Annotated in this window: 21 protein-coding genes and 1 tRNA gene; 16 read left to right on the top strand and 6 right to left on the bottom strand. The window is 45.5% G+C overall.

Annotation, left to right across the window (positions count from 1 at the left end; genetic code table 11):
* The first annotated feature begins 148 nt into the window (after positions 1–148).
* Positions 149–520 (top strand): hypothetical protein, encoded by a 372-nt coding sequence (locus LX99_RS20065; RefSeq protein WP_109609449.1) that lies wholly within the window; start codon positions 149–151, stop codon positions 518–520.
* On the opposite strand, the gene LX99_RS20060 is transcribed toward LX99_RS20065, so the two are convergent.
* Positions 521–2,605 (bottom strand): beta-galactosidase, encoded by a 2,085-nt coding sequence (locus LX99_RS20060; protein WP_211319061.1) that lies wholly within the window; start codon positions 2,603–2,605, stop codon positions 521–523.
* Between the two features lie 186 nt (positions 2,606–2,791).
* Between LX99_RS20060 and LX99_RS20055 the strand changes: the two genes are divergently transcribed.
* The 3 genes from LX99_RS20055 (at position 2,792) to LX99_RS20045 (ending at position 6,495) form a co-directional block, all read left to right on the top strand.
* Entirely contained in the window at positions 2,792–4,549 is a 1,758-nt protein-coding gene (locus tag LX99_RS20055) for a family 43 glycosylhydrolase (RefSeq protein ID WP_109609448.1), read from the top strand.
* A gap of 437 nt (positions 4,550–4,986) precedes the next feature.
* Entirely contained in the window at positions 4,987–5,490 is a 504-nt protein-coding gene (locus LX99_RS20050) for a hypothetical protein (RefSeq protein ID WP_109609447.1), read from the top strand.
* Positions 5,491–5,541: 51 nt separating this feature from the next.
* A complete protein-coding gene (locus tag LX99_RS20045; RefSeq protein ID WP_109609446.1) occupies positions 5,542–6,495 on the top strand; it encodes an acetyl-CoA carboxylase carboxyltransferase subunit alpha in 954 nt (317 codons plus the stop codon).
* A gap of 163 nt (positions 6,496–6,658) precedes the next feature.
* Here the strand turns inward: LX99_RS20045 and LX99_RS20040 are convergent, their stop codons facing one another.
* The gene (locus LX99_RS20040; protein ID WP_109609445.1) at positions 6,659–7,069 is read right to left on the bottom strand and encodes a hypothetical protein; all 411 of its coding nucleotides are present in this window, start codon (positions 7,067–7,069) and stop codon (positions 6,659–6,661) included.
* 121 nt (positions 7,070–7,190) lie between these two features.
* Here LX99_RS20040 and LX99_RS20035 point away from each other — a divergent pair, with 121 nt between their 5' ends.
* The 5 genes from LX99_RS20035 (at position 7,191) to LX99_RS20015 (ending at position 10,136) form a co-directional block, all read left to right on the top strand.
* The gene (locus LX99_RS20035; protein ID WP_109609444.1) at positions 7,191–7,700 is read left to right on the top strand and encodes a hypothetical protein; all 510 of its coding nucleotides are present in this window, start codon (positions 7,191–7,193) and stop codon (positions 7,698–7,700) included.
* A gap of 14 nt (positions 7,701–7,714) precedes the next feature.
* Positions 7,715–8,074 (top strand): pentapeptide repeat-containing protein, encoded by a 360-nt coding sequence (locus LX99_RS20030; protein WP_109609443.1) that lies wholly within the window; start codon positions 7,715–7,717, stop codon positions 8,072–8,074.
* Entirely contained in the window at positions 8,071–8,292 is a 222-nt protein-coding gene (locus tag LX99_RS20025) for a pentapeptide repeat-containing protein (RefSeq protein WP_456238150.1), read from the top strand. Before LX99_RS20030 ends, LX99_RS20025 begins: the two co-directional genes overlap by 4 nt.
* 363 nt (positions 8,293–8,655) lie before the next feature.
* Positions 8,656–9,381, top strand: a complete 726-nt coding sequence (locus LX99_RS20020; protein ID WP_170122750.1) for a M23 family metallopeptidase — start codon at positions 8,656–8,658, stop codon at positions 9,379–9,381.
* Entirely contained in the window at positions 9,378–10,136 is a 759-nt protein-coding gene (locus LX99_RS20015; RefSeq protein ID WP_109609440.1) for a DUF4846 domain-containing protein, read from the top strand. Before LX99_RS20020 ends, LX99_RS20015 begins: the two co-directional genes overlap by 4 nt.
* Before the next feature lie 43 nt (positions 10,137–10,179).
* On the opposite strand, the gene LX99_RS20010 is transcribed toward LX99_RS20015, so the two are convergent.
* The 3 genes from LX99_RS20010 to LX99_RS20000 form a co-directional block, all read right to left on the bottom strand.
* The gene (locus LX99_RS20010) at positions 10,180–10,779 is read right to left on the bottom strand and encodes a hypothetical protein (RefSeq protein WP_109609439.1); all 600 of its coding nucleotides are present in this window, start codon (positions 10,777–10,779) and stop codon (positions 10,180–10,182) included.
* Positions 10,780–10,850: 71 nt separating this feature from the next.
* On the bottom strand, positions 10,851–11,870 hold the full coding sequence (locus LX99_RS20005; protein WP_109609475.1) for an aldo/keto reductase: 1,020 nt from the start codon (positions 11,868–11,870) through the stop codon (positions 10,851–10,853).
* 148 nt (positions 11,871–12,018) lie between these two features.
* Positions 12,019–12,417, bottom strand: a complete 399-nt coding sequence (locus tag LX99_RS20000; RefSeq protein WP_109609438.1) for a hypothetical protein — start codon at positions 12,415–12,417, stop codon at positions 12,019–12,021.
* Between the two features lie 77 nt (positions 12,418–12,494).
* Between LX99_RS20000 and LX99_RS19995 the strand changes: the two genes are divergently transcribed.
* A complete protein-coding gene (locus LX99_RS19995; RefSeq protein ID WP_109609437.1) occupies positions 12,495–12,821 on the top strand; it encodes a hypothetical protein in 327 nt (108 codons plus the stop codon).
* Positions 12,822–12,994: 173 nt separating this feature from the next.
* Positions 12,995–14,605 carry a mechanosensitive ion channel family protein gene (locus tag LX99_RS19990; RefSeq protein ID WP_109609436.1) on the top strand — a complete coding sequence of 537 codons (1,611 nt, stop codon included), beginning with the start codon at positions 12,995–12,997 and terminating at the stop codon, positions 14,603–14,605.
* Between the two features lie 107 nt (positions 14,606–14,712).
* Here LX99_RS19990 and LX99_RS26125 read toward each other — a convergent pair whose 3' ends face one another.
* Positions 14,713–17,847 carry a glycosyltransferase family 117 protein gene (locus LX99_RS26125; protein ID WP_245927969.1) on the bottom strand — a complete coding sequence of 1,045 codons (3,135 nt, stop codon included), beginning with the start codon at positions 17,845–17,847 and terminating at the stop codon, positions 14,713–14,715.
* Positions 17,848–18,062: 215 nt separating this feature from the next.
* Here LX99_RS26125 and LX99_RS19980 point away from each other — a divergent pair.
* The 5 genes from LX99_RS19980 to LX99_RS19960 all read left to right on the top strand — a co-directional run bounded on the left by LX99_RS19980 (position 18,063) and on the right by LX99_RS19960 (position 23,437).
* Positions 18,063–18,133 (top strand) — tRNA-Gln (locus LX99_RS19980).
* A gap of 167 nt (positions 18,134–18,300) precedes the next feature.
* Entirely contained in the window at positions 18,301–19,245 is a 945-nt protein-coding gene (locus tag LX99_RS19975; protein ID WP_109609474.1) for a ribose-phosphate pyrophosphokinase, read from the top strand.
* A gap of 197 nt (positions 19,246–19,442) precedes the next feature.
* Entirely contained in the window at positions 19,443–20,027 is a 585-nt protein-coding gene (locus tag LX99_RS19970) for a 50S ribosomal protein L25/general stress protein Ctc (RefSeq protein ID WP_022833785.1), read from the top strand.
* Positions 20,028–20,312: 285 nt separating this feature from the next.
* Entirely contained in the window at positions 20,313–20,873 is a 561-nt protein-coding gene (gene pth / locus LX99_RS19965) for an aminoacyl-tRNA hydrolase (protein WP_022833783.1), read from the top strand.
* Positions 20,874–20,977: 104 nt separating this feature from the next.
* A complete protein-coding gene (locus LX99_RS19960; protein WP_109609435.1) occupies positions 20,978–23,437 on the top strand; it encodes a TonB-dependent receptor domain-containing protein in 2,460 nt (819 codons plus the stop codon).
* Positions 23,438–23,462: the final 25 nt, after the last annotated feature.

The raw sequence follows: 23,462 nt of genomic DNA, 5'->3' as shown, positions 1-23,462 counted from the left end.
CGTTATAAACGAGCGCTTAACATGATTTCGCGTTTGCAACGCGTCTTAGCCCTGTAAGCACGCATCACAGATGAACGCAAGAAATTATTTTTACAAAACATCGCTGGCATAGCTATTGTGCTGTATCTAAAACATCAATACCTATGCTATGAAAACGTTAAAAGTAAAACTGACTATCTTGTTTTTAGGCCTGGCACTCGGTTTTATTGCCCCTGCATCGGCACAAGGCAATAAAGATACCTCATCCACAACTAAAGCTAATGGCGCAGGTGCCGGTAATGGTGCCAGCCAGGGTGCGCCCGGTTCGGCTACGGTATCCGGCACGGGCACCGGAACATTGCAGGATAGCACCCAAACCAGTGTGCCTGCCGGCGACGCGGGCGTTAAGCAAGCATCTGCCGACGATCAAAAAGACGTTAACCCATCGCAAACCAAAGGTTATTGGGTACTGGGTGCATTCGCGCTGATTGGCCTGGTTGCTTTGATCTTTCTCCGCAAAACCCGGAAGGTGAACAGCTAACTAATTCGACTCGACGATTTTTACGCCCCAGGGCTCCAGCGCTAAGTTGCTGCCCCGGCTGATATTTTTTCCTGATAAAAGCTCCTTCCCGTTACCATAAGGGTAAGTGACAGCGCCTTCATGGGCCGAGTAGTTAAAATAGTAATGAACCGTTTTTCCAGCCTGGTTAACTCCTTGTTTGGTAACTAAAGGCCAGGCCAATTGCTGGTCGTCGCCCCACAGTCCAATAGCTTTTACCTCGTCGGCAAGTATTTTGTCGGTAACGGCAGCGGTAGTAATCGCGCCTATATAGGTAGCAACACCTTTACCATAGTTATTTTGGGTAATGGCGGCATACTTACCCCAAACCGGGTGGTCATAATAGGCCAGCACTTTGGCGGTGGTTGGGGTGATGAGTTCCATCCAGGTGTTGAGCTTTTTATCTTCGGGTTTCAGGTTCCAGGTATCAGCTTTTAATGAGGCATTGCCGGGATCAGTGAACTGGCTGTAGTAAATTCCGCAGGCTTCGTTAATGATGCCCGGCTGATGGCTGGTTCGTACTTTTACATTTTCATCGGCAAAGCCAGTTTTAAAGGTGTAAATAATGTGGCCGCCGTTTTTAACGTAGGTGTTGAGGCGTTGCAGCAGGCTGTCGGGCGCGGCGTACAACAGCGGCACAATCAGCAGTTTATAATCTTCGATGTTTTTGCTTGTCGGGTCAACAAAGTCGCAGCCTACGTTCATGTGGTAAAGGCCATCATAAAACTGGCGTAGCACATCGTTATACCCTGTGCGGACACCCCATCCAAAGCCGAAAGCCTTGAAGCCGCTCAAAGCTTCATTGCTGAACAGGATAGCTACATCGTTTTTCTTTTTCAGGTTGATGAGTTTGGCGCTCAGCCTGTCGAAATCTTTACCTATTGTTTTGGCTTCCTCATAAACGGGGTTAGGTTCAAAATCATGGCTCAGCAAACCTTTCCAGTAAGTTTCGGCCGAGTTGTGAATGGAATGCCATGGCCAGTAACTTACCATGTTAGCGCCCGACGCCAGGTGGCTGAATGCCTGCAGACGCAATTGCCCTGGATAAGGTGTCCATTGCGGGAAGCCCTGCGCTTCGGTTTCGATGGTGAGATAATTTTTGCCGCCCTTCATGGAACGGGCCACATCACCACCGAAGGAAATTTCCACCCCGGTCAGGTTATCCTGGCTGGGGTGATAAATATCTATCCCTGCTATATCCAAAGCCTTCGCGGCAGCAAAATGATCAACATCAGGCTGGATGCCGAAAGAGAAACCTTTCCATTCCAGGTCGAAGTTTTGGGTGATAAACTGATCGGGGCGTTTATACTCGCGCACTATAGCTGCCTGCCAGGCTAAATAATCGGTAACCAGTTGGCGCTGAAATTTGGCAAACTCGGCACCCAGGCTACCGTTGATGGTGCCGATCATCGACGGAAAATCGTCCCAGTTATTGATGCGGTTGCTCCAGTAGTCAAGGCCAAAAATGTGGTTGATATTATCAAGCGTTTTGTATTTGGCCTTCATGTAGTTTACAAACAAGGCCTGTACGTTTGGTCCGGCGGTGTTGTAGGCCTTGGTTTCGTTATCTACCTGGTAGCCTATAACTGCCGGGTTATCCTTTACGTGCTCCATTATTTTGCGGATCACGCGTTCGGCATAAAAGCGGTAATCTTTGTTGGTAATATCCATGTTTTGCCTTGCCCCGTACTGGTTTTGGCCCGAGGGGGTAATGGCCAGAATTTCGGGATGCTTTTTTACCATCCAGGTAGGCACGGCATAGGTTGGCGTACCTATGATGACGTGGATGCCTGCTTTTTGCATGGCGTTCAATACCCTGTCGATATGTGTAAAATCAAAAACACCATCCTGCGGTTCTTCAGTGCTCCAGGTACTTTCGGCAATACGAACCACGTTGATGCCACAGGCTTTCATCATCTGTACATCCTGATCCAGCCGCTCGTAGGGCATGTATTCATCGTAGTAAGCTACGCCGTAAAGCAGCTTATCCATTTTAGGATATTGGGCGAAGGTTTTTGAGATAAAAAGCAACTGCACAAAAAGCAGCAACAGGTAAATCTTTTTCATAAAAAGGCTAAATTCAGGCTAAATGGCTTATGCTGATGAAAGTACAAATTAATTGTGTCTTTAACACGCAATAATATTTTTTTTAGCGTGTGAAACAGATGTAGTAGTGAACGCCATTTTTATTGCAGCTTAAAAACTGATATTAGCAGCCAATTGTTTTACCTGTATAACCATTGATAACCTGTTATGAAGAAGACTCACCGATACCTGCTGGTACTGATATTTTGCTTCGGCTTATTGAATGCCCAGGCGCAAAATAAACGGCTTACCTATTGCAACCCGCTTAACCTGGATTATGGTTATACGCCTTTTAAAAACTTTGCAAGTTGGGGAAAACACCGGGCCACTGCCGACCCGACCATGACTTTGTTTAAAGGCAAATATTACCTGTTCTCCACCAATCAATTCGGTTACTGGTGGAGCGATGATATGCTGAACTGGAATTTTGTGTACCGCAAATTTGTGCGGCCCTACAACGAAGTTCAGGGCGATGAGCTTTGCGCGCCGGCCACTTTGGTTTTGGGTGATACCCTGCTGGTGATCGGATCGACCTATAATAAGGATTTTACCCTCTGGATGAGCACCAATCCTACCCGCGATGATTGGAAGGCAGCCAAAGACTATTTTAAAGTAGGCGCCTGGGACCCCGGTATGTTTGCTGATGATGACGGCCGGGTTTACATCTACCACGGTTCAAGCAATACACTCCCGCTATACGGACAGGAAATTGACCGTCACACCTTCGAGCCTATCGGCCCCAAAAAGGAAATGGTAAAACTGAACCCCGAAGAGCATGGCTGGGAACGCTTTGGCGAACATAATGATAATGTTTTCCTGCTTCCTTTTATCGAGGGCTCGTGGATGAACAAGTATAAAGGCAAATATTACCTGCAATTCGGCGCGCCGGGTACCGAGCAAAGCGGCTATGGCGATGGCGTTTTTGTGGGCGATAAACCGCTGGGGCCGTTCACGTATCAAAAGCATAACCCATTTTCGTACAAACCGGGTGGCTTTGCCAAAGGCGCTGGCCATGGGGCTACCTGGCAGGATAAGTATGGCAATTACTGGCATATCAGCACCATGGGCATTTCGGTAAAAAACAACTTTGAGCGCCGCATCGGTTTCTGGCCGGCCGGTTTTGATCAGGATGGCGTATTGTACAGCAACACCGCTTACGGCGATTACCCGCATTACCTGGCTAACGGACCGGAAGATCACCTGAAAAGTAATTTTACCGGATGGATGCTGCTCAACTACAACAAACCGGTAGAAGTTTCATCAACCCTCGGCGCATACGCTGCCAACAACGCGGTTGATGAGGATATTAAAACCTACTGGAGCGCCAAAACAGCCAACAAAGGCGAATGGCTGAAAACCGATCTGGGTGAAGTAAGCACCATCAACGCCATCCAGGTAAACTATGCAGACCAGGACGCGGAATTTATGGGCAAATCGCAGGGCGTTTATCACCAATACCTCATTTACTCCTCGCTTAACGGTAAAACCTGGATGCCGCTGATTGATAAAAGCAAAAAACGTAAAGATGTTCCGCATGATTATATTCAGTTGAAAACCCCGGCCAAAGCCCGCTATATAAAAATGGTGAACCTGCATATGCCTACCGGCAAGTTCGCGCTATCAGGTTTAAGGGTATTTGGCAAAGGCAGCGGAGCAAGGCCGGATACCGTGCAAAACCTCATTGTGCTGCGCGGCGACAGTGAGCGCCGCAACTCCTGGCTTAAATGGAAACCTAACGACAACGCCACAGGCTACACCATTTACTTCGGTATAGCACCCGATAAATTATATAGCAGCATGATGGTTTATGGCCGTAACGAGTATTATTTTAACGGGATGGATAAAAGCTTGCCCTATTATTTCCAGATAGAGGCATTTAATGAGAATGGCGTCTCGGCGAGGACTAAAGTTGTGAAGGTGGACTGATAAGCAAGTTAAATTTTTCTCGCAAAGATTTTAAGACGCAAAGACTTTGGGGTTTGAATAGTTACGATTTTTAAGCAGGCAAGATGCTAAGGCGCAAAGGAAACCGTTAATATGTTCAAGCATTGCTATGACGCGCCGGGCAGCGTTAGGGATTGCAGCAGAAAGCCCACAGCGCGGGTAGGCGTTGCGCGCAGGAAAGGCGAGGTACTTGGAACGGAAAGCCCGGGCCGCAGGCAACGCCCAAATTAACAATGTAGCAGAAACATTATTTATACCGATAATTTACGGTGCCTTATTGTACGAAATAAATAGCATTGATAAATGAAATCAATGATTGCTTCCTTCAAAATTGAAGGCATTCATATCTCTTACGATAAGGCTTTGGATATGTTAAAACAGATAGAACAACGCCTAAAAAAAGTAAAATCACCCCGCCTATGCTAAAAACACTATCAACCCTCATCATATCCCTGTTTTTATTTACTGCTGCCAAAGCGCGGCAACAACCCGATAGCACACTCAAAAAATCGCCCGTAAAAACACTAACCGATAAACAGTATACTTTACTAATTACCGGCGAGTATTTATTTGATGATATAAACCAGGTAGCCCTGCTTAACCACTACCCCATGCCGGGCGATGCTTTGAAATTTAAAAAAGAGCTTACCCTTATCCCTAACCAGGTTATCAAACTCGCTGCCATTGCTACCGAACTGCACCGTAAGCGGGTTGAAATGGGCAATTTCATTGTAACCAACGAAACCACCTTAGATAAACTGCTGAAAAAAGGTACCGATAATGGCAGCATTATTTTTTACGCCAACCGCTCCGGATTATACTACGGCGAACTCAGGAATGCCATTTTACAGGCCTGCGTAAGTACCGCCGACCTGCTTTCGCCTGGGCAGGTAACTAAACTGGAAACACTGATAATCCATTAATTGACAATATCCCGTTAGATTTGCTTAATTTAGCGCCTCCAAATTTAATGTATGAAGATTTCATTCGATTTTGAAAAGCCACTGGCTGAGTTGCAGCAGCAGATTGAAAAGGTAAAACAGGTTGAGGAAAAAAATAAGCTCGACATGTCGGCCACCATTACAGAACTGGAAGGTAAGCTGGAACAAGCCAAAAAAGATATATATAACAACCTTACCGGTTGGCAAAAAGTACAAATTTCCCGTCACCCCGAAAGGCCTTATACCTTGCAATACATCGAGCTGATGTGCGATGATTTTATTGAACTGCACGGCGACCGTACCGTGGGCGATGATAAAGCCATCATCGGCGGCTTTGGTACATTGAATGGCCAAACCGTAATGTTTATCGGTCACCAGAAAGGCCGTAACACCAAAGAGCGCCAGTACCGTAACTTCGGTATGGCTAACCCCGAGGGTTACCGCAAGGCCTTAAGGCTGATGAAAATGGCCGAGAAGTTTAACAAGCCTGTTGTTACCCTGATTGATACCCCCGGAGCTTACCCTGGTTTAGAAGCCGAAGAGCGTGGACAAGGCGAGGCTATTGCCCGCAACCTGCTGGAAATGGCCGTATTGAAGGTACCGGTTATCTGCGTAATTATCGGCGAAGGCGCGTCGGGAGGAGCACTGGGTATTGGTATTGGCGATAGGGTGATGATGCTCGATAACTCCTGGTATTCGGTGATCTCGCCCGAAAACTGTTCAACCATCCTTTGGAAAACCTGGGAAAATAAAGAACGCGCTGCCGAAGTACTGAAATTAACCTCGACAGAAATGTTGAAAAACAAACTGATTGACGGCGTAATTAAAGAACCGCTTGGCGGTGCCCACCAGGATCCGGTTGCTATGGCCGGTATCCTGAAAAAGCAATTACTGAAAGATTTAAAGACCCTAAAAGAGCGAAACATCGACGAGCTGGTTGCCGAGCGGATAGACAAGTTTTGCCAGATGGGTGTGGTTAACGAATAACCATTGCTTGTAGATATTTGAGAGAGCTGCTCATGGGGCGGCTCTTTTAGTTTATAGCTGTATGCTAACGATAAATTTATTCGTTAAGCTTGTGGTCAATATGTATTATTTACATGCTTTGCAATGGTTTGAAGCATCTTTTATTGTATTAACATCCTTTGCTTTAATAATTTCTTCTAACTTTTCCGGTTATAGCTATCTGGCTGGTGTCGGATACCACTATTTGAAGCTTTCCTTCATAAGTGGAAGTAATACCTTTAACCACCACCACCTTGTCTTTAAACAGTACTTCCGGGGCCTGACGGAACTTATTCCGGTCATCCCCCTTTATAACTATTGTAAGTACCTGGTTGCGGTTGGATGCGCCAAGGTAAAGTAAAGTGAGTTGATGCTTGTCGAGGTATTTTCCACCGTAAATTTTGCCAATAACATTTTGCCTTGTCCCTATATATTTTATTAAACTGTCCTTTGGCGGGATAGAGGCTAATGGCAATTCCTGCGCCTGGCTCCATATAGCGGTTATAACCAGGCCGAAGCTGATCATGATCGTTAAAAAATATTTAAGTTTTTTCATACTTTTTGGTTTGACTATTCTACGGGCATGGCACTACAAGGCTTCGTTTGCATTTTAGAATTTCGTTAAAAAAAGCCTATGTACTATAAAATAACGACTATACGCTAAATTACTTAAAGATTTGAAAACCCTTAAAGAGCGAAACATCGACGAACTGGTTGCCGAGCGGATCGACAAGTTTGCCAGATGGGTGTGGTTAACGAATAACCATTGCTTGTTGATATTTGAGAGAGCTGCTCATGGGGCGGCTCTTTTTATTTTATATCAACGTGCTAACAACAATCCTGTTCCTTATCTTTATACAACCTTAAACTATCTTATCATGACAACCGAAGATACCCCTTTACCGGCCGCACGTATGGCTACAATAAATGCCACACCATTCTGGGTTTATTGGATAGTTTCCTTGTTTCTTTTTACGTACAATTATTTCAGCACAGCGCCCGATTTAAATACCGGTTTGAAAAGCCCGGCCGGCCACTATATTGTCATCGGTATATTCGTGGTATTGTTTCTGTACCTGGCCGGGCAAAACATCAAGAGTAAAGAAAGCTTGAAATGGTTTAATGTGGTTTGTTATATACTTCAATCTGCAAGTATGCTTTTCATGATTTACCAGGTGTTTTTTTGAGTTAGATTTGGCCCATGATATCTGCCTACTACGAAGACCAGACTTTTACCAAGCTGAGTGACCGCGAGCTTAATCAGGGTAATTACGAAAATTGCCGCTTTTTGAACTGCGATCTGGCCAATGCCCATCTTTATGGTTTTACCTTTGTTGATTGCCTGTTTGATACCTGCAACCTGCTGCTAACCGATGTAAGCAGCACCGGCCTGCAAAACATCCGCTTTAAACATTGTAAGCTAAGCGGTGTAAACTTTGGTAAAGCCGATGATTTTTTGTTTGAGGTGCATTTTGAGGATATTTTGAGGATTGTATTCTGGATAATGCCGTTTTCTATAAAAAGAAAAACAAAAAGGCTGTTTTTACCGATTGCTCCATGATGGAAACCGATTTTACCGAGGCCGACCTGAGCGATTGTAAGTTTAATAACTGCAATTTAAAAAACGCCTTTTTCAGCCGCACGGTGCTTAAGAATGCCGATCTGAGTTCGTCGTATAATTTCGTGATCGATCCGGATGATAACCTGATCAAAAAGGCTAAGTTCTCGCTGCATGGCTTGCCGGGGCTACTTCATAAATATGATATCCGGATAGGATAATATTTTCCCGGCTACTTAGTTAATATGAGGTATATGTACCAGTGAAATCGCTTTTAACCCGTTACAAAATATCGGCATGTATAACTTAAAAATTTTCACACGAATTGTTACGAATTATCGAATTACACGAATACTTTAATACCGGGAAAATAACCATTCGTGTAATTCGTTTAATTGTATCCGACTTAAAAGATAATTCGTGTGAAAATTTCTTTATATAATTTTTATAAATAGCATGACTATTCTAAAAGCGATTTACCTGGTATATGCACCAACCGTTATTCAGCAGAGCCGCCTACATAGTTCGCGATTGCTTCGTACCTCGCAATGACGGTGGCTATAGATTTCACCAATACAAACCTTATGCGAAAAACACTCCTGCTTTTTTCTTTCTTATTAGCAAGCACCTGTGCCTTTGCACAGAGTGACACTTCTGTATTTACCAAATTCAACAATTTTAATAACAGTGTTTTAAATGGTGGCGTCAAAAAGGCGGATGCACAAAGCCAGTTTAAAAGTATAATAGGAACGATCTGGAGTATCGAGGTGGTAAGCAATAAAGCATACTTGCCTCATGCACAATGGGTGTTCCCCCTAAAAGGCTATAAAAGCAGCGCCATAGGGGGTACACATGGCAATGGCTATTTTGATAAAGGCTATAAATTTTTAGATGGCAACAAACACGGCGCGCACCCGGCCCATGATATTTTTATAACCGACCGTAACCAGGATTGCATCGACGATAAAACCCAAAAACCGGTTGATGTATTGGCCGTAGATGACGGCTGGGTTATTGCCTGCAACAGCCAGTGGGAAAACACAAGCAATATGCGCGGCGGAAAGTTTATCTGGATCTATCATCCCACCACTAAAGTATTCACCTATTACGCTCACAACAACCAAATTTTCGTGAAACCAGGTTACCACGTTAACCAAGGCGATAAAATTGCGGAAGTAGGCCGCACAGGCTACAATGCCTACAAAAAACGCTCGCCAACGCACCTGCATTTTTCGGCATTTAAGCTGGTGGATGGTGTTCCGGTACCTTTTAACCCTTATCAACAGTTACTTAAAGCAAAAACCTTATGAAAACCCTGATCACCTGCCTGTTCCTGCTTTTGCATATTGGCACGCCCGCGCCTGATAATGTATTGAAGCGGTTTAACGTACCACAAGGTTATCACCGCGTAGCCCCTGCTCCCGGCAGTTTCGGGGCCTGGTTACAAACCCTGCCGCTTAAACCAACGGGTACACCCACCAAAACCTACAAAGGCGATATTGCCCGAACCGACGTTTACACCGCTGCTGTAATTGATATGAGCGTTGGCAACCAGGACCTGCAGCAATGCGCCGATGCCGTAATGCGCCTGCGCGGCGAATACCTCTATCAGCAGAAAAAATATAACGAAATAAGCTTCAACTTTACCGGCGGCTTTAAATGCGATTATGAACATTACGCCAAAGGCTACCGCTATAAAAACAACCATTGGGTATTAAAAGCCAAACCTGATTATTCGTACCCCACATTTTTAAACTATATGAACCTCGTATTCAGCTATGCAGGTACACTATCCTTACAAAAAGAGTTGAAAACAGTAGCCAACCCGAACGAAGTTAAAGCCGGCGACGTATTCATCCGGGGCGGCTCGCCGGGGCATTGTTTTATTGTGCTGGATGTGGCGGAGAATGCCGCCCATCAAAAGCAATTTTTGCTGGCACAAAGTTTTATGCCTGCCCAAAATATCCAGGTGCTGCAATACGGCTCTCCCTGGTTTGCCATGGATCAGCATAGTGGCATCATGTATGGCGAGTTGATCAGTAAGAATTATTTGAAGCGGTTTTGATAAAGGCGGTACACCCCATACTCATCAAAATCTACCGGTAATTTTATTCCTTATCACCGGGCTCCAAAATAGCTTCATTTATCTCGATATTGAAATGCGGCAACATACTGCCTGCAACAGATATTGACTTTAATACCCCACCTATTCGGAATAGTTTACCTTCAAATGTTTTAAACTCCTCTGCGGTAATGGGCTGGGCAAGTATTATACTTTCGGAAGTGTACAGATCTGTTCCTTTCCGGTTGGTACAGGATGAGCCAAGATTACCGGGTTTATCTTCAGAACTTACGATGCGGTTAAGCCCATATTTGAGCGCAACAAAGCGCGAGGGGGTAATAATGAGGTGACCTGTAAAACCCTCAACATTTTTCAATGCCTCCTCTTTGGTTGCTTTACCCATATACATCAGGCCTGCTTCGGCAATAATGTGCATGTATCTAACCACTGCCGGGCCGTCATCATCCTGCCTGTTTTTGGGAATATTCTTTAAAATGTCGTCGGATAGTTTGGCAGCCCCGGGCCAGTTTTCCTCGTTTAAAAACCCGATAAGGGTCGAAAACTGATCGTCGGGAACCAGTTGCTGGGCATGTGATTTTGTAAAAGCTACCGATAAAATAAACAGCAGGATAATGGCTTTTTTCATAAAGTTTAGGCGGGATCTTTCTTGTCGCCCCGCCTAAATTTACATCAAAAAACAGCGGTATAAAATATATTTTATCTTTTTTCCACCCTGTCATAAAATCCGCCGAAGCTGTTCATTTTCACGGCATCTTCGTTAAAAAAATCGCCGGGGAAGCCCAGTTCAATAGCGCTTAACTCGTTTAGCTTTTGAATATGTGCGGGGCTTAGTTTGGTATGTACCGCTTGAAGGTTATCGTTAAGCTGCTCCGGTTTGGTGGCGCCTACTATCGGGATGCAGCTCAGGTCGCGGTCCATTATCCATTGCAGGGCAACGTGGCTTTCAGACACGCCCAGTTCGGCCGCTATTTCAACTACTGCTTCGGTTATTTTGATGGCCCGTTCATTCCGGCGGTTACTTTCGGGCTTTACCCGGCCCTGTTCGCCGCGCAGGTATTTGCCGGTGAGCGCGCCGCCGGCCAGCGGGGCCCATGGGGTAACCGTCATGCCGTAATGTTTGGCCATTGGCAGCAACTCGCGTTCGGCAGTGCGGGCCAGCAGGCTGTATTCTACCTGTAAGGCTATAAACTGGCTCCAGCCCATCAGCTCGGCAAGGGTATTCCCTTTTGATACCACCCAGGCAGGGGTATCGCTAATGGCCGCATAGGTTACTTTACCTTGTTTAATCAGGTCGTCCAGGCCGCGCAGCACTTCATCAATGGGTGTGATATTATCCCAGATGTGCAGGTACAGCACGTCGATAAAGTCGGTTTTTAAACGTTTCAGGCTTTCTTCAACGCTGCGCATCATGTTTTTACGGTTATTACCCGATGCATTGGGGTTGGTGGTATTATCCTTCAGCGTGTATTTGGTGGCCAGCACAAAATAATCGCGGTCGTGATTTTCGAGATACTCGCCGATGATCTTTTCGCTGGTACCCAGTTTGTACACATTGGCGGTATCAATAAAATTGCCGCCCGCGTTGGCAAAGGCGTCCATAATGGCAAAGCTGCCGTCTTTGTCGGCGCCCCAGCCGCCTTCGGTACCGAAACCCATAGCGCCAAGGCACAGTTCGGATACTTTAAGGCCCGAGCGGCCTAATAATTTGTAATTCATATGTTTATTTATGGTGATGTTGTTTAATGCTGAAAACTCAAGGCTAAAAGCTAAACGCGGAAGGCTCAAAGCTCAAAGCTCGAATTTTATTCAAGTCGAAAACTAAGAAAAGGCTTTCGGCCTTCCGCTTTAAGCTTTAAGCCTCCTCCTACCCTCCCAATTTAGGCGTTACAAAAATTAATATGGCGGTAATAAAAGCCGCCGCTACCCCCACCACAATTTCGCCGCCCAACAGTACGTAATGCCCCGCTGTGCGGCGGCCCCTGTTGGTTTTAAAAGCCTCCTGCCGGTAGGTATCTACATACACCGAATCATGCAGCAAGGCTGTATCTTTTACCACAGCCGCGGTTGGTTTAAAGTAATCGGACGTATAGGGCAGTTTGTGGCGGTACTTTTTCCAGACGGCCTTTTTCAGCCTGAAGTGTTTGGCATCGGCACGGGCTGTTTTTGTTATACTATCGCGATGGGCCAAAGTTTGGGCTCCGGCGCAGCAAACCCATGCGCACAGCACCGGGATTAAAATATATTTTTTGTTATTTGCTTTCATATCGGTGCTACGCCATCCCCCCAAACAATACTTTGGTTTGCTTTGTACTATTGAATACATTGCTAATATACCAAAATATGAAAATCATCACCCTCCATACCCCTGCCCATCTGAGTCAACTTTACCTTTTATTGCAGGGAAAACTAAACCCGCTGTTTCATGAGCGGCGCCAGGCCGATATCAATTTCAGGGTTGAGCTTAACGGCGAGGCTATAGAAATTTTGCAGCCGGAGCTTTACGAGGGAGCGCTGTTCAGCATAGCTATCAATGCCGATGAACTTTGGATTACCCGTAATGAGCATTATGTTGATGACGTCAATTCGCTTACCATCGAATCTATCCTGAACGATTTGTTTAGTGATGCTGCCGGTGATTTGGGTACCGACCTGGTGCAGGAGGGGTGAGGGAGCCGAAAGCTTGAGGCGTAAAGCCTAAAGCGCTGTACCGGAATCGGCCGTGGTTGTCGGCAGCTAATCTTGATCCTGGTTAGCTTACCCAAACGCGTGTTCTGCTTACCTGTTTTAATAAAGCTAATTTTAAACCAAATATTTTTTAGCTTTAACATAAAACCCAGCCAATGCCTAAAATTTACAACCTGCTTATTTGCCTTTTATTTAGCATATCCGCTTTTGGTATACAGCAGCCAGCCCTGCCGCAGGGCGAGCCTGTAGTTATTAACGGCGATACATTGTTTAAATTTTATGCGCCCCAGGGCATGTTCAATACCCGGGAGCGGGCAGGGGTTGTTACCGCACGCATACAAGCCCTTATTAACAGGCTTGATTTTAAGCCCGATTCGTTAAACCTCCGTAATGATAGCACGATATCGGTTATCTCGTATAATAACGAAATTGTGATGGCTGTTAATGATAAGGATGCCTCATTTTCAGAACTCGACCGCCCGCAGCTGGCCGCCAGTTATTTGGCTGTACTTAAACGCAAGTTGGGCAATGTGTTTGAAAATAACAGCGTTAAGCAGATCATTACCAATATACTCGAAGCCGTAGCGGTCATTATCCTGGTTGCCTTGCTGATCTGGGGTGTTAACAAAGCGTTCAGGTGGATAAGACTGAGAACCATTAAGGCCTGGGAAAGCCGTATGGAAAAACTTGCAGCTAAAGGCGCGCCGGTTGGTTACGCGCACCGCCTTTTGCCCTTTATTAACAATTTGATAAAACTGGTAAGGCTGCTCATTATCCTGCTGTTGGTTTACCTGGCGCTGCCGGTGTTGTTTTATATTTTCCCGTCGTCAAAACCTTTTGCCGTACAGTTGATAGGGTTTGTGGTGGATCCGCTTAAGGATATCCTGCTGGCCGTGGTCCATTTTATACCCAATTTGCTTACCATAACCGTTATTTATTTTGTAACCCGCTATGTAGTAAAACTGGTGAAATTCCTGGCCCGTGAAATTGAGAACGGCGCCATCACCCTGAATGGGTTTTACCCCGAATGGGCTATTCCCACTTACAATATTATCAGGGTATTGATGTACGCCTTTATGTTTGTGGTGATATTTCCTTACCTGCCGGGTTCGCAATCCAAGGTTTTTCAGGGTGTTACCGTGTTTATTGGCGTGCTGTTTTCATTGGGTTCATCATCGGCCATATCCAACATGGTATCCGGCATTGTGCTTACCTATATGCGCCCCTTTAAAATTGGCGACCGCATTAAAGTTGGCGAAATTACCGGCGATGTGATGGAGAAAAACCTGCTGGTTACCCGTGTGCGCACTATTAAAAACGAGGATATAACGGTGCCCAACGCTACCATTTTAAATGGCGCTACGGTTAACTACAGTTCGTCATCGCAAACGCTCGGCCTGATATTAAATACCAGTGTAACCATAGGTTATGACGCGCCCTGGCAAACGGTTTATGATTTGCTGATCAGCGCGGCCAATGCCACCGAAGGTATTTTAACCGAACCCGCGCCATTTGTGCTGCAAACCGCGCTGAATGATTTTAACGTTACCTACCAGGTAAACGCCTATACCAACCAGGCAGGTAAAATGGCCCTGATTTATTCGCGGCTGCACCAGAATATACAGGATAAATTTAATGAAGCAGGCGTAGAGATCATGTCGCCGCACTTTACGGCCGTGCGCGATGGCAGCCATATCCAGATTCCTGAAAACTACGTTGCCGAAGGATATAAAAAGCCGGGATATAAAATTGAAAATGACGGGTAGAGTATTTCCTATGCGGTTTAAACCATGGCGTAGTTGTTATAGCCGGAATTTAAACCAAAAAAAATGCCCGCGACCGGCGGGCATTTTCAATAGCTCAATTTAAGGAGTTATTTTTTTTCACTCATCCCGAACTTCTTTTCATAAACGCTTAGCTGCGCGGAGAATTTGCCATACAAAGGCGATTTGAATTGTTTGGTAAACTCAACCAGGCCACCCAGTATCTGCATCGAGTATTGAATATCGCGGCTCTCTAAAGTTGTTTCGCCTTTTTGATAAAGTGCATAGTTGTAATCCAGCAGGTTAGTTACATAATCGTTAACCTGGGTGGCAATTTTGTTGCCGAGCTGGATATTGTTCAATTTGTAGGCATTATCAATCATGTAATATTTACGCACGGCAATCTCCAACGAGTTGATGGTGGCAGGCATGACATCGTCGTATCTTTTCAGCACTTTGCGCGCCGAATCTGCTTTGCCTTGTTTCATCAAATCGTCGGCCAGGGTTGAATACAAACGGGTGATCAATGGGTAAAACATCGTTAACGATTCATGATCCAGGTAGCTGGCGTTTTTCATGTTGCCCCATTTATACTTGTTCATCATGTTATCGTACATTTTGCCGGTGTTGGCGGCCTCTAAAGGCGCTATAGCGGTGTCCGGTTTCATGGGCAGCAGGCGATAGGCAAAACCCTCGTTATACATGTATTTATCCAAACCTATCATGTTGCTGTTGGGCACCGTGATAGCGAAATAAATAGGGCGCTTCCAATTGTTATGGGCCAAAATATCCATCATCGCCAATACATCCTTGGTAACATACCGGCCCTGGAAGGTCCAATCCATCTCCGGCGCTATTTTGGCTTTGTCGGCCTCGGCAACCGTTCCGGTTTTTACCACCTCGTCGGCGTTAACGGTGAGCTTGAATTTATTGGTTGGTAAAAAATTGGCAAACTCGCCGTTGTTGTATTCGGCCATGGCTTCCTTTTTATCTGAGGTGATAAACTCAAATACATCCTTCAGCTCAGACGACCCGGGGATTTTCTGATCGTTAAAATAGATCACATCGCGCACACCCGGTTTAAACTGATCATTGCTCATGCTGATAGGCAGCGGCGCCGATTCATTCATTTTGTTTTTCATACCGCGGATGTACCAGTCGGTACCCAGCAAACTCAGGTTAACAATGCGCACATCGGGGCGTACGTTTTCAACCTCCTGCAGATACCAAAGCGGGTAGGTATCATTATCACCATAGGTGAATAAAATGGCATTCGGCGCGCAGGAGTTAAGGTAGTTATAAGCCATATCATGCGGGGTAAGCTTGGTTGAGCGGTCGTGATCGTCCCACTCCTGGTTAGCCATCAGCAGCGGGGCAGCTACCATACAAACCGCTGTGGCTATAATGGCGCCTAACCGGGCGTTTATTTTTTTGCTGATGATATCGGCAAGGCCAATCACCCCTAAACCTATCCAGATAGCGAAGGCGTAAAATGAGCCCGCGTAGGCATAATCACGCTCACGGGGTTGCAGTGGGTCCTGGTTCAGGTAAAGCACAATGGCCAAACCTGTAAAAAAGAACAGGATCAGCACAATGCCCGCGTCGCGCTGGTTACGCATAAAATGGAATACCGCGCCAAACAAACCGATAATAAGCGGTAAAAAGAAAAGGCGGTTATAGCTTTTGCTTTGGGTAACCGAGTAGGGCAGGGGCCTGTTAAAGTTCAAACCGCTTATCCATTCGCCGTCGGCGCCGGTACCGAGGCTCTGGCCGTCCAGATCATTGGCGCGGCCCGCAAAGTTCCACAGAAAATAGCGGGTGTACATCTGGTTAATCTGCCATTTGGCAAAAAAGTTGATATTGCTGCCAAAGGTAGGGTGCTCGGTTTCGCCCAGGCCGGTCCATTCGCGGTAAAACTGCGGGTGGCCGGGTTTATCGCTGAACATACGCGGGAACACGGTATTGCGGTCGTAAACAGTATTCAGCTTTTTGCCGGCCACCTCGTATTTGGTTTCGCCGCGGCGGTAAATATTGGCGCCCTCGGTTTGTGAAACCGCTTCCGAATCAAAAAACTGGCCGTAAAGTAAAGGGGTATCGCCATATTGGTCGCGGTTAAGGTAACTGTTCAGGGCGAAGGCATTCTCCGGGTCGCTGTTATTCAGGTTAGGATTAGCTTTAGCCCTCACTACGATCATCACGAACGAACTGTAGCCGAACAGGATAAAGGCCAGGCAAACCAAAACGGTGTTTAAGGCAAAACGCTTTTCGCGGATTTTTACGATGTACTCCAGCAAAGCTAAAATACCAATACCTACAATTAAGCCAACAATGCCCGCGCTGATGCCCAGGGCAAGCGCGAAGCAAACTGGCGCCACTATGATAGCCGGTTTAACCGGGTTGGTGGTATAATAAATGCCCGCAACTATCACCAAAATCACTAAAATAAAAAATACGATGGCGCCGCTGCCAAAACCCATGCCTAAGGTGTTTACAAAAAGCAGATCGGAAAAAGCCGCGCCCTTAACTGTGAACTGGATTACGCCCCAAAGCACAAAACCCAGCGCTACTATACTAACTGCAAAGGCGCCGATAGTACCCTGGGTAGTAACATTTTTTGCCCTGCGGAAGTAAATTACCAGGCCTATAGCCGGGATCACCAACAGGTTTAACAGGTGGATGCCGATGGAAAGGCCCATTACGTAGGCGATGAAAACGATCCATTTATCGGCATGGGGCTCATCGGCATGGGCATCCCATTTCAATATGGCCCAGAACACAACCGCGGTGCAAAGTGATGATTGCGCATAAACTTCAGATTCGACGGCCGAAAACCAAAAGGTATCAGACCAGGCGTAGGCCAGCGCGCCAACCATGCCGGCGCCTAAAATGAGTATCAGGTTGGTAACATTAAGCTGCTCCTGTGTTTTTACCAAAAGCTTTTTGGCAAGCGCCGTGATGGTCCAGAACAAAAACATGATGGTAGCGCCGCTGGCCAGGGCCGATGCCATGTTGGCCCAGTAGGCAACCCTGGTGTTATCGCCCATGGATAGCAGGGTAAAAACCTTGCCTATAATGGTAAACAAGGGCGCGCCGGGTTGGTGGGCTACCTGCAGGCGGTAAATACAGGCAATAAACTCGCCGCAATCCCAAAAGCTTGATGAGGGCTCGAGGGTTAAAATATAGGTAATTGTGGCGATGGCAAAGGCCGCCCATCCGAAGATATTGTTGAGCTTTTTGTAATTCATGTTCAGGATGCTATCTATAAAAACAGTATTAATGCAGCCGAAAATACTAAAACTATTGTGATGTTGGCGCTAAAAGCGGCGCTTTAAGGGCTATTTGAAAATTATTGGGCTGTGTTTTAGGGGATAATGAATTTTTTTAAAATTGTGTTTTGACTTTCAAATATTCGCGCTATATTTGCAAACCTTTTCGGGGAGTGATACAAACCAAAGGAAATTGCCTGATAGTATAATGGTAGTACGACGGTTTTTGGTACCGTTTGTCTAGGTTCGAATCCTGGTCGGGCAACAATTTAAAGATTTCGGATTTCGAATTTTTGATTTCGGATTTACTCCGTTTTAAAAACTTGAAATCCGAATTGTGTTTTAAGAGGTTTGTGAGCGGGAGAGCCGGTCTGCATGGCAGGCAAGATAATCAATCCGAAATCGAACATCCGAAATCCAAAATCAACAGAGATGCCCTTACAATTTAACCCGGTTAAGTTATTTGCAGGATCAGGTTCGCAGGCACTGGCACAGCATATTGCCGATGCTTATGGCCGCGAATTAGGTGAAGTTGTGATATCGCGTTTCAGCGATGGCGAATACCAGCCGCACTTTAATGAATCTGTAAGGGGCTGCGATGTTTTCCTGATCCAGTCAACCCACCAGCCTACCGATAACTTAATGGAATTACTGATGATGATTGATGCCGCCCGCCGTGCATCGGCCCATTATGTAAATGCCGTTATCCCGTATTTTGGTTTGGCCAGGCAAGACAGGAAGGATAAGCCGCGTGTAGCCATCGGCGCTAAACTGGTAGCTAACCTGCTGGTTGCAGCGGGCATTAACCGCATCATGACGATGGATTTGCATGCAGCGCAGATACAGGGATTTTTTGATGTTCCGGTTGACCACCTTGATGCCTCCATTATTTTTGTGCCTTATATCAAAAGTCTTGGCTTAGGTCATTTAACCATCGCGTCGCCTGATATGGGCGGCTCGTACAGGGCCAGGAGCTTTGCCAAATTTTTCAATGCCGAGGTGGTAATTTGCGATAAACGCCGCAAACGCGCCAATGAAATTGAAGCCATGACCCTGATAGGCGACGTAACCGACCAGGATATTGTGCTGATTGATGATATCTGCGATACCGCCGGCACCCTTGCAAAAGCAGCCGGGCTGATCATGGAGCGCGGGGCTCGTAGCGTACGCGCCGTTTGTACCCACCCTGTATTATCAGGCAAGGCGTACGAAACTATTGAGAACTCGGCTTTAACGGAACTTATTGTTACCGATACAATTCCGTTGAAACACAGCAGCCCTAAGATCAAGGTACTGTCGACCGCCGAATTGTTTGCCAAAGCGATCAGCAACGTAAACGAGCACGGTTCGATCAGTACGTTGTTTAAGGTGGAGTAAGAAGCTCATAGATCATAGTTGATGGTTCATGGTAATTATCAGCTATGAGAATGATGATAGATAATATAGAAAGTAAGGATTGGAAATAGACCATGAACGATGATCTATAAACCATAAACTAAAAAAGACCTTGTGGGAAATAGAGCCATGAACCATGATCTATGAACCATGAACTAAATAAATAAAACAAATAAAAAATGAAATCAATTGCTATTAGCGGTTCTCTAAGAGAGAACGTAGGGAAAAGAGACGCGAAAGAGCTGCGTTACAATGGCCAGGTGCCTGCAGTTCTTTATGGTGGGCCAACTCAAACCCACTTTTCGGTGTCCGCAGCTGATTTGAGAGCCGTAGTTTACACTCCGGTTGTTCATTTCATCGATCTGGATATTGCCGGTGTTAAATCACAAGCCATCATCCAGGACATCCAGTTCCACCCGTTAACCGAAAAAATCACTCACGTTGACTTTTTATTGTTAGACGAGAAAAAACCTATCGCCATCGAGATCCCTGTTAAATTAACCGGTACTTCTCCAGGCGTTAAAGTAGGTGGTAAACTGGTTCAAAAATTAAGGAAACTGCGTATTAAAGGGCTTCCTAAAGATCACTTAGATGCTATCGAAGTAAGCATCGAATCGTTAGAGGTAGGTAAATCAGTTAAAGTATCTGATATTAAATTAGATAACTTAACTATCACCAACGCTAAAGAAGACACTATTGTTTCTGTAACTACTTCACGTGCATTACGTCAGGCAGAGCAGGAAGCAGCTCAAGGCAAAAAATAATTTGCCCCCCGGCCCCCTGAAGGGGGAGGAAAAGCTGAATTTTAAAAACAGCGATAAGGATACTTATCGCTGTTTTTGTTTGGGCAATAAATAATATCTTCGCATAAAATTTAATTAATTATTTGAAGGCTTTCTGAAAAGATAACCAACGTCATTGCGAGGTACGAAGCAATCGCGAACTGTACAGGGCGGATCTGCCTCCGTGCGATTGCTTCGTACCTCGCAATGACGCCTGTTATTAATTTGTATGGCTTTATCAATTCCCCCTTTAGGGGGCCAGGGGGCATGAAATATCTGATTGTAGGTTTAGGAAATATTGGTCCGGAGTATGCCGATACCAGGCATAATATCGGTTTTATGGTTTTGGATGAACTGGTTAAACAGGAAGGCGCAAGGTTCCAGAGCTCGCGTTTGGCCTACTACGCCGAGGTATCGCACAAAGGCCGTACCCTCTGCCTCATCAAACCAACCACTTACATGAACCTGAGCGGTAAGGCGCTTAACCATTGGATGAAGGATTTGAAAATCCCTATCGAAAATGTATTGGTTATTGTGGATGACCTTGCTTTACCATTGGGTACCCTGCGTTTAAAACCCAAAGGCAGCGCCGCAGGCCACAACGGCCTTAAAAATATCGAAGCCACCTTAGGCCATAATAACTATGCCCGCCTCCGTTTTGGCATCGGCGATAATTACCCCAAAGGCCGCCAGATTGATTTTGTACTGAGCAAATTTGATAAAGATGAGCTTCCCGAACTGCCCGCGCTCATCGAACGGTCGATAGAAATGGTGAAAAGCTTTGCCGCCATAGGTACCGAACTCACCATGACCAGGTATAATAAGTAACATCGCCGTTACAAACTAATATATTAGTTATTATCCCGTTTAAACACTGTTTCGCATTGTAACGCGGGGCGGTGTTCTGACGTCTTTTAAACCTAAATAACCTTATGAAACAAATCATACTATCGGTACTTTGCTGTTGCTTTTCTATTTTTTTATTTGCTCAAACAAAAACAGGATCTGCTGCAACCGCTGTTGCTAATATCACTGTAAAGGGAATTATTATTGATTCGGCTGTAAATAAACCGATGGGCTATGTTACCGTTGCCCTGCAGGATGCCGCGACCAAAGCCCCGGTAAAAAGCACATTAGCCAAAGATGACGGTAGCTTTGAGCTGAAAGCCCCCGAAGGAAAAACCTACCAGCTGGTAGCTGTATTTATAGGTTACGCAACCAAAACCCTCCCGGTAAAACTTACCGGTAATACTTTTAATGCCGGTCGTATTTTGTTATCCCCGTCAAGCAAGCAATTAAAAGAGGTTACGGTAACAGCGGTAAAGCCGGTAATGAAACAGGAAGTTGACCGCCTGAGCTATGATGTTACCGCCGACCCGGAGAGCAAATCCATCACCGCGCTGGATATGATCAGAAAAGTGCCTTTGTTATCGGTTGACGGGAATGATGCTATCAAGCTGAGAGGTAACGATAACTATAAGATATTAATCAACGGCAAAGAATCAGCCATGATGGCTAAAAATCCATCGGATGTGCTGAAATCGATGCCTGCTGCCAATATTGAAAAGATTGAGGTGATCACTACGCCGCCGGCAAAGTATGATGCCGAAGGCCTGGCCGGGATCATCAATATCATCACCAAGAAAAATGCCGACCAGGGATATAACGTCAGTATCAATACCGGTTACAACAGCGTTTACGGCGAACGGGCCAACGTAAACTTAACCCTTAAACAAGGTAAATTTGGCTTTAGCGGATATGCCGGTTATAACTACAGGCCATTCCGCGAATCATCGTTCGAAAACATGACCACTTTTTTCAAGCCGCAATCTTTTGATCCTCAATCAACACTCAGCCAAACAGGTACGCGGTCAAACAGTGGTAAAAACCTTTATGGTAGCGGCGAGTTAAGCTACGAGGTTGATACGCTGAACCTGATTACCGGTATGTTTGACTTTTATAACGGAAAAAGTAACCAGCACAATTACCAGGCTACCACCCAGCGCGACAGCAGTGACGCGGTTACCCAATTTTACCGCCTGTTTAACAACGGTACCGGCGAATTTAAAGGCACGGATGTGGGGCTGAACTACCAGTTAGGCTTTAAGCAAAATAAAGAGCAATTGCTTACGCTATCTTATAAATACAATTATAATAATAACCTTCAAACCAGCGAAGCCACGAGAGGAGCTGATTTTACCGGCCAGGGTGTGCCTAAAGATTACCGGCAATACAATAATTCGGGCTCAAAACAGCATGCTTTTCAGTTAGATTATATCCAGCCATCCAAAATACTAACTGTTGAGGCAGGCGGTAAAGTAACCCTGCGCAATAACTACAGCCAGTTTAACACCGATGTAAAAAGCGATGTGGATAATGAATATCACACCGATACCGCGCAGGTAAACAATTTCACGTACAAGCAGAATATTTATGGTGTTTACAATTCCTATTCGGTTAAGCTAAGCAAATGGGCTTTTAAAGGAGGAATGCGCCTGGAGCACACTACCGTAAATGCCGACTTCGCGGTAGGTAAACCTACCGTTAACCAGGATTATAATAATTTAGTACCTTCGGTATCAGTACAGCGAAGTCTGAAAAGCAGCAGCCTTACGCTGGGCTTTACTCAGCGTATTCAGCGCCCCGGCATTTACCAGCTTAATCCTTATACTGATATCTCCAACCCGCAATACCGTAACGTGGGTAACCCCAATCTGCGGGCGGCAGTTACCAATAACTTTGAATTGGGTTACAGTAATTTTGCCAAGGGTTCTATCAACCTGAGCACCAATTACTCGTTTGCCAACAATACGGTACAAAACCTTGCAAGTGTTGACACGGCAGGCGTAACCACCACCACCTATGCCAACGTAGGCTCGAATAAAAACTGGGGTTTTGATTTGAACGTTAATTACCCCATTACCTCTAAACTAAACGTGAATATAAATGCCGAGTTGTTATTTGTTTGGTTGAAGGGTTATTACAACGGTTCACTTTTTAGCAACAGCGGAAACCAGGGACATATTTTTACCTATACCAGCTACAAGTTTAACGGCGGGTACCGCGCCGGTTTGAACATTGGGTATGATAGCCGTTACGTATTATTACAAGGAAAGGATAACTACTTTTTTTTCAGTTCGATTAGTGGTAGTAAAACTATGTTGAAGGAAAAGCTTACACTATCTTTAAACGTTAACAACCCGTTCAAAAAATTCAATAAGCTCGATTTTTATACCAAAGGCGATGGGTTTGAAACCTATACCGCCAACAATAACTTTTACCGCACCATTAACGTGAGCCTGAGTTACAAATTCGGCGGTCTTAACGGCAGCATTAAGAAAAATCAACGTGGTATTAATAATGATGATGCCAGCAGCAGCGGGCGCAACTAACTATTCTGTTGCCTCCGACTCGTTC

Origin of the sequence: Mucilaginibacter oryzae, from assembly GCF_003148845.1 — a bacterium.
In the GTDB taxonomy this organism is placed as follows: domain Bacteria; phylum Bacteroidota; class Bacteroidia; order Sphingobacteriales; family Sphingobacteriaceae; genus Mucilaginibacter; species Mucilaginibacter oryzae.
The sequence above is the reverse complement of the archived record's forward strand: the minus strand, read 5'-3'. Positions and strand labels throughout refer to the sequence as shown.